5 protein-coding genes and 3 pseudogenes are annotated in these 6,690 nt (G+C 68.1%); 4 read left to right on the top strand and 4 right to left on the bottom strand.

What is annotated here, in order from left to right; all coding sequences use genetic code 11:
* Positions 1–159: 159 nt before the first annotated feature.
* A pseudogene (locus P2L57_RS22900) lies at positions 160–309 on the top strand (helix-turn-helix domain-containing protein); the annotation flags it as partial.
* Positions 309–731 (top strand): annotated as a pseudogene (locus P2L57_RS22895) (cation efflux transmembrane domain-containing protein); the annotation flags it as partial. The pseudogenes P2L57_RS22900 and P2L57_RS22895, both read left to right, overlap by 1 nt.
* Positions 732–1,069: 338 nt before the next feature.
* On the opposite strand, the pseudogene P2L57_RS22890 reads toward P2L57_RS22895, so the two are convergent.
* Positions 1,070–1,417: pseudogene (locus tag P2L57_RS22890) on the bottom strand (Clp protease N-terminal domain-containing protein); the annotation flags it as partial.
* A 206-nt stretch (positions 1,418–1,623) separates the two neighbouring features.
* Here P2L57_RS22890 and P2L57_RS22885 point away from each other — a divergent pair.
* The gene (locus tag P2L57_RS22885) at positions 1,624–2,121 is read left to right on the top strand and encodes a phosphate-starvation-inducible PsiE family protein (RefSeq protein ID WP_275817496.1); all 498 of its coding nucleotides are present in this window, start codon (positions 1,624–1,626) and stop codon (positions 2,119–2,121) included.
* A 26-nt stretch (positions 2,122–2,147) separates the two neighbouring features.
* On the opposite strand, the gene P2L57_RS22880 is transcribed toward P2L57_RS22885, so the two are convergent.
* Both P2L57_RS22880 and P2L57_RS22875 read right to left on the bottom strand, forming a co-directional pair.
* Positions 2,148–2,615 carry a DUF2267 domain-containing protein gene (locus P2L57_RS22880; RefSeq protein WP_275817494.1) on the bottom strand — a complete coding sequence of 156 codons (468 nt, stop codon included), beginning with the start codon at positions 2,613–2,615 and terminating at the stop codon, positions 2,148–2,150.
* Between the two features lie 57 nt (positions 2,616–2,672).
* On the bottom strand, positions 2,673–3,095 hold the full coding sequence (locus tag P2L57_RS22875) for an Hsp20/alpha crystallin family protein (RefSeq protein WP_275817512.1): 423 nt from the start codon (positions 3,093–3,095) through the stop codon (positions 2,673–2,675).
* A 640-nt stretch (positions 3,096–3,735) separates the two neighbouring features.
* Here P2L57_RS22875 and P2L57_RS22870 point away from each other — a divergent pair.
* Positions 3,736–4,929, top strand: a complete 1,194-nt coding sequence (locus P2L57_RS22870) for a PP2C family protein-serine/threonine phosphatase (RefSeq protein ID WP_275817492.1) — start codon at positions 3,736–3,738, stop codon at positions 4,927–4,929.
* A 33-nt stretch (positions 4,930–4,962) separates the two neighbouring features.
* Here P2L57_RS22870 and P2L57_RS22865 read toward each other — a convergent pair whose 3' ends face one another.
* Positions 4,963–6,651, bottom strand: a complete 1,689-nt coding sequence (locus P2L57_RS22865; protein WP_275817490.1) for a PucR family transcriptional regulator — start codon at positions 6,649–6,651, stop codon at positions 4,963–4,965.
* Positions 6,652–6,690 lie beyond the last annotated feature (39 nt).

Below are 6,690 nucleotides of genomic sequence, written 5' to 3'. Positions count from 1 at the left end.
TCGCGGACGGCCCGCTCACGCAGTTCGTCGGGGTACTTCCGTGGTGCAGGCATCGGACCTGTGTTCTCCCATCTGCCGAGGCGATCATGCCTGGCTTCAGGGCCGCTACAAAATCCGGTTCAGCTCAGAGGAGACCGCGCTCGTAGGCCCTGACCAACTCTGCTGGCACTTCGCGAAGCCCCGGCTCACCCATCCGACCTGGCCGACGCTCTCGGGATCTCGCGGACCCGCCTGTCGAACCACCTAGCCTGCCTGCGCGACTGCGGCCTGGTCGTCGCGGTTCCCGTCGGTCGCCGAACCCGCTATGAGCCCTGGCCGCCTACGTGACAGCCGAAGCGATACGGGCTCTGGCGGGCGCGGCCGAGACCAGCCACTCACTCTCCGGAATCCTGCTGGCCGCCCTCTCGCTCATCGTCATGCCAGCCCTGTCCACCGCCCAACGGCGTGCCGGACGCGAACAGGGCTCGGCCTCGGCTGTCGCCGACTCCAGGCAGACCCTGTTGTGCACGTACCTGTCAGCAGTGCTCCTCGTCGGCCTGCTCGCCGACTCCCTCCTCAGCTGGTCTTGGGCCGACCCGGTCGCCGCCCTCGTCATCGCCGCCGTGGCCGTGAAGGAAGGCCGCGCCACCTGGCGCGGAGAGAGCTGCTGTGCCATCGCCGCCGCGCCCTCAACCCCGCACGCCGAAGAGCCTGCGGATGTTTGTGGGTGCGCTACGGCATGCAGTTGCTGCACCCGACCGCGCCAGACCGGCTCGACGCACCCAAGAATCGAGGACCATCTCAGACACAGACAGCACCTGGATCGCCACCCGTCCCCCCTCCAGCAGAGCTGACTAACAGCCAGCATCGACTCTGCTATCAGTACATACAGGCAAAGGTGATCTGAACCAAGGCCGCGAACAACTCGGAGGGTCGGGGTGTCGCTGTGTCCGCCGGCAGCCGCATCCCGGCCGCCGCCCGGGGCGCCTGGTCCGGCACCACTCAGCGCACCGGGCGACACACCCTCGGATCTCAGCGTCCCCGCGAAACCGGCACGGGGGTCGTCCATCAGCGCGGCCAGGATGTGCTCCGGGCCGATGTGCGAGGCGCCGGCCGCCTGGGAGCGCGCGTGGGCGGCGAGCAGGGCGCGCTTCGCCGCCGGGGTGAGCGCGGGATCCCCGTCGCCGGTGCCGGTGCCGGTGGGGAGGGTCTGCTCCAGGCTCTCGGCGAGGTGGTCGGGATCCACCCCGGCATGTTCGAGCAGTTGCCGGGAGGTCGGCAGCTGTGTGGCGGCCCACAGCAGGTGCACCGTGTCGAGATAGGCCCCGTCCTCGGCCGCGCGGCCGCCGGCCGCTGCCAGCAGCTCGTGCGAGGAATCGCTGAGGAGGCGGCCTATGGGCACGCGCTGGACGGCCGGTGGAGAAGCCGATGGGCTCATACCGAAGAGGCGGTTGAAAAGGTCGGAAAAGGGGTCGCCGAACCCGAGGGCGAGGTCGTCACAGGGACCATCCCGTCCGGCGGGCTGCACAACGGCCGCGTACAGCCTGCTGTAGTCGATTTGCCCGTAGCCGCCCATTCTTCGCCAGGTCATCGCAGCGTGCGACCGCAGGAGCCATCAGGCGGGTCAGGAGCCGCGGGCCTAGCATGCTGTGTGTGCCGACCATTTCCCGAAGGTTCGAGAGCCGTCAGCTGCAGAGCTTTCTGCAGACGGCCGAGGACGGCATCCATCTGGTCGTCGCGGCCTTCCTCATACTGCTCGCCGCGCTGCTGACCATCGGGGTCGTCGGCGATGTCGTGAGCGCCATCAGGGGCCCGTACGTCGAGAAGGCGATTGTGCTGTCCGCGCTGGACAACGGCCTGGTCCTGTTCATCGTGGCCGAACTCCTGCACACCGTCCGGCTCACCATCAGAAACCAGACGCTGGACGCCGAACCGTTCCTCGTCGTCGGTCTGATCGCGGGCATTCGCAAGGTGCTCATCGTGACGGCCGAGGCGGGCAAGACCTTCAATTGGAGCGCTCAGGGAATCGAGTTGCTCATCCTGGCGGGGCTGATTCTCGTGATGGCGGTGGCCGTGTACACCTGGCGGCGCTCGACGCGGCCCCAGGACTTCGACAGCCTCAGGGCCGCGTCGCGTAGCTGACGTACTGGTGTACCGATGCGCAAAAGTCAGCTCGGCCCGACGAGTTGGGCCGCGCCCTCCCTGTCCTCCTTCACCGCTGAGGCCGGAGCCGGAGCCGGGACTGTGCCCGTCAGCTGGGCGCGACCGAACAGCAGCGCATACCCCGGCGGCAGCCGGCGCAGCACGCGGTCGAGCAGCCCGTCACCGGCCAGGTCCGCCACGACGCTCAATACGGAACCGACGTCCCACCGGACAGTTGCCGCCGCGGCACCGTCAATCCTGCGGGCGACACCCTCGACGAACTCAGCCGCCGTCTGCGGCCGGACGGCGGGCAGTTGTCCGGTCACCACCATCGCCGCCTCGGGCGGCAGCCGGCGAGCCAGCTCCGCCCGCTCGGGCCCGGTCACATGTCCGCCGAGCGCCGACAGCACGATACGGGTGATCCGCTCGGCCTCCTTGGCGGTGGCGTACTGCCCGCGCTCGCGCACTTCGTCCACGAACTCGCTCCACCGCATGACTGTGCTGCACCTCCTCAGCGTTTCCGGTCGGCTGCTGATCCGCTAATCCACCGGTCAGCCGACGATCTCCTTCGGCACGCTGCCACCGGTGATCTGGATCTTCCGCGGCTTGGCCTCCTCGGCAACCGGGATGCGGACGGTCAGTACCCCCGCGTCGTACGAGGCGTCGATCCGTTTGGTGTCCAGGCTCTCGCCGAGGAACAGCTGGCGGCCAAAGGATCCGGACGGGCGCTCCGCCGCGAGCACCTCGGCGCCCTCGGGGGTCGGCGTGCGGCGCTCGGCGCGAACACTGAGAACGTTCCGCTCGACATCGAGATCGATCGTCTCCGGGTCGATGCCGGGAAGGTCGAAGTGGACCACGAGGTCCTCGCCCGAGCGGTAGGCGTCCATAGGCATCGCCGCGGGCTGGGCGACGGTACCGAACAGCTGCCGGGCAAGCCGGTCGAAGTCTCGCAGAGGGTCGGTTCGCATGAGCATCACGGGTCACTCCTTCCGCTCTGGACTCAATCTGAGCCCTGCCTCGTCTCAGCGAGGGGAGAAATCCCAGCTCATGGCCGCACTCCACCACCTTGAACCATGCTGGGCCAGTGCCGGTTCCCGGACCGCCAGCCCCGGCCGGAGCGCGGTCCGCCGGTGACGGTGGTGCCCGGCCGAGGCAGCGAAACGGGCGGGCAAGCCATCGGCACTCATCGCACCTTCACGGCCGTTGAGCCGAAAACTCTGCACACCGGGGCGCCCCCTCACTCAGCGCAAAAACTTGACGCTGACCACATGAGCGTCATGCACATCTGCCTGGAACGTTCGAGCAGCGGCGAACAAGATCAAGCAAGCGTGCTTCTGCAAAGTACCGCGTGGGCGCGTCTGGCCAACGGCCACTCCACCTCCTGGGAGACGACACTGGGCTGCGCGCGGCCGGAGAGGCGGGCGTCGGCCGGTGGCCGTCGCGCGATCGCCCTGCCACCACCTAGAGTGGCGTACCCGCCCTGACCTGGCTTTATCCCCTGTCGGGGCGATGATGGTCCGGGACGCGTCCGCTCCGCTTCGTTCCCTAACGGCCGCTTCGGGTTCGGACGGCTTCAGATTGTGGTGGCGGTGCGCCGTGGGGATGATCGTACTCATGGGCAGGAGCATGCCGGTCGGGGCGGGGGAGCGGCTTTGGGAGGAACTGGTGAGGACGGCACAGCTGGCCTCACCCGAGGAACTTTCCACGGTCCTGAGACGATATACCGAGGCCATGGGGGTGGGCCGGGCTGTGGTGTACCTGGTCGATATCCAGCAGCGATTCCTCGTCCCGCTTGTCGACGGCGAGCCGATATTGGAGCTTGATGCTTCCCTGGCTGGATGGGCCTACCGCACCGAGTCTCTACGGGTGGAAGAGAGCAGTGCGGGAGGGCTTGCCGTCTGGCTGCCGCTGGCCGATGGGGCGGAGCGGCTGGGCGTCCTCGAGCTGAGCATGGAGTCCTTGGACGGGCTCAAGCTGTGGCGCTGCCGGACCTTGGCGCTGTTTCTTGCCTTGATCATCACATCGAAGCGCACCTACAGCGACACTTTTGCGCAGCGCATGCGGACGCGGGTGATGCAACTACACACGGAGATGGTGAGGGCCTTTCTACCTCCTCGCTCGATTGGCACCGGACGGGTCGTCTCTACGGCGGTTGTGGAGCCTGCGTACGAGCTGGGCGGCGATGCCTTCGACCATTCATTCACCGAGGATGTGCTGCATGCCACCATCCTCGATGGCATGGGCCACGATCTGGCATCCGGGCTTGCCACGTCTGTGGCCATGGCGGGTTGCCGCAACGCCCGGCGCACGGGAGCAGAGCTGACCGAACTGGCGGACACCGTCGATCAGGCGCTTGCAAAGTGGCTTCCGGACCAGTTCTGCACGGGTATCTTCACCCAGCTCCATCTGCCCACCGGTGTGCTGCGATGGTGTAACTGCGGTCACCCGCCCCCGTTGCTCATCCGCCGCCACCGCCTACTCCAAAAGGCCCTGGAGCGCCCCCCTGAGCCCCCGCTGGGCTTGCCTGCCAGCTTGGCTGGGACCTCCCGCCAGGTGTACGACGTCAACCTCGAGCCCGGTGACCGGATATTGCTCTACTCGGATGGCGTCGTGGAATCCCGCAACGAGCAAGGCGAAGAGTTCGGCTTGGAACGCTTCACCGACTACGTCATCCGGTCGACCGCGGCGGGCCAGGGCGCCCCGGAGGTGCTGCGTCTGCTGATCCACGCCATCCTCGAGCACCGACGCAACGAGCTCACCGACGACGCAACGATCCTCATGATCGAGTGGCAGCCGCCCGAGCCGTGACCGCCAACGTGGGCGACGGGAGAGCGGGACGGCTCACGGCGCGTTGGTGAGCATGTTCCAGATGCGGGATGCCACATGCAGGTTGAGCCGGGCTTCGACATCAGTGATGTCCAGTCCGGATATCTCACGGATGCGACGGAGCCGGTAGCGAAGTGTGCTGCGGTGGATCGCGAGTGACGCCGCGGTGGCGTCATAGCTGCTGTTCTCCAGGTAGGCGGTCAAGGTTGGCACGAGTTCGCCGTGGTGTGCCGTGTCGTAGTCGATGAGCGGACCGAGCCACTCGCGTACGAAGCGCTCGGTGTGCGCGTCGTGGTCACCGGTGCGCAGCACCCGGTAGAGACCGAGCCGGTCGAATTCGCTCAGCCCGTGGGGCCTTGTCGAGTTCTGCCGGATCTCCAGGGCGCGCAAAGCCTCCTGATAGGAGTGCGGATACTCGCCCGGGGTTTCGCACCGGCCTCCAACGCCGATCGCACCGTCCGCGGCGCCGAGTTCCCTGGACACCCCGTCGTAGAAGGTGTCCCCGACCACCGGGCCACCGACCACGAGTACCGTCGCGCCCGCACAACTCCCCAGCAGGTAGTCGAGCCGGCCTACCGAGGCCGCCCGACCGACCGCCTCGGTGACCGTCCCCTCGCTCCAGGGCCCGGTCCACTTCACGACCACCACCCGGTGTGGTCCGTGCAGATCGTGGCCCAGGGACTCCGACCGAGCGAAGGCGCGCTTTTCGTCCGTCCCGGTCACCAGGTCCTCCACCAGTTCGCTTCCCATGCGCAGCTCCGCGTCCGCCAGATGGCGTTCCCGCGAGAGCTCCAGAGCAAGCGCCGTTCCAGCCTGGTCCAGGGCGAACGTCTCGGTCTCTCCGGCTCGGCGGTGAGGATCGGCCACCATGAGGAGGCCGAGTAGTTCTCCATGTGGGCGCGCCACGCTGACCAGCAGGTCCTGCTCGCGCACCGGACCGCGTTCGTGTTCGGCGCGGCGGAGTACCGCGGCTCTGCGCGCGGGGTCCAGGCCGTGGGGCGGGGCGGAGCCCTTGGGCCCGGCCCACGCCCGCAGGCGGCCGAACCGGTCCTCGGCGAGCGTTGGGAAGCCCGTCAGTTCGTGCAGCACGCGCAGGATGCCCTGCTCGCCCTGTCCGGAGAACGCGACCCGGTTCAGTGCTTCGTGGATCGCCATCCGGCGCTGGAGTTCGGCCACGACGGTCCGAAGGCTCGCGTTGACCTCGGTCACGCTGCGGTTGAGTCGCCGCAGTTGCCCTGCGCGCTCACGTTGGTTCCGACGCGCCCGTACGTGTTCCAGCGCCGCGGCCGTCTGGCGTGCCAGAACCGTGGCCATGTATTGGTCGTCGGCCGAGAGAGGCACGGGCGCACTCAGTACGAGGTAGCCATGGCATGTGCCGCGGTGCCTCAGTGCCAGAGCACGGCCGAACCCCGGCACGTCGAGTGCGGCGTCCTCGCCGCTCAGCGCCCGTACCTTGGAGTCCACCGTTCGGTCGTCCGTCGCGGGCTTGCGAGCTCCGGTTCGAACCAGCAGCCCGTCGCGCTTGAGGTATCCCACCGCGGTCAGCGAACTTCCCAGCGAGGCGATCCAGGCGGCGGCCAGCTTCAGGACGCCCTTCTCGTCACGGGCGTCGAACATCATCGTCGCCAGCTCGCAGAGGCTGGCCATCCGGCCAAGGCGGGATGAGGGTTCCGGCAGCGACGGCTTGAGCGGAATGGTGTCCATACCGTCTCCTTCCGAGACCGCCGTGCTCACCGCACCGGG

It is taken from the genome of Streptantibioticus ferralitis (assembly GCF_029223525.1).
Taxonomy (GTDB): domain Bacteria; phylum Actinomycetota; class Actinomycetes; order Streptomycetales; family Streptomycetaceae; genus Streptantibioticus_A; species Streptantibioticus_A ferralitis.
Note: the sequence above shows the minus strand (reverse complement) of the source record. Positions and strands in the feature narration are given on the sequence as shown.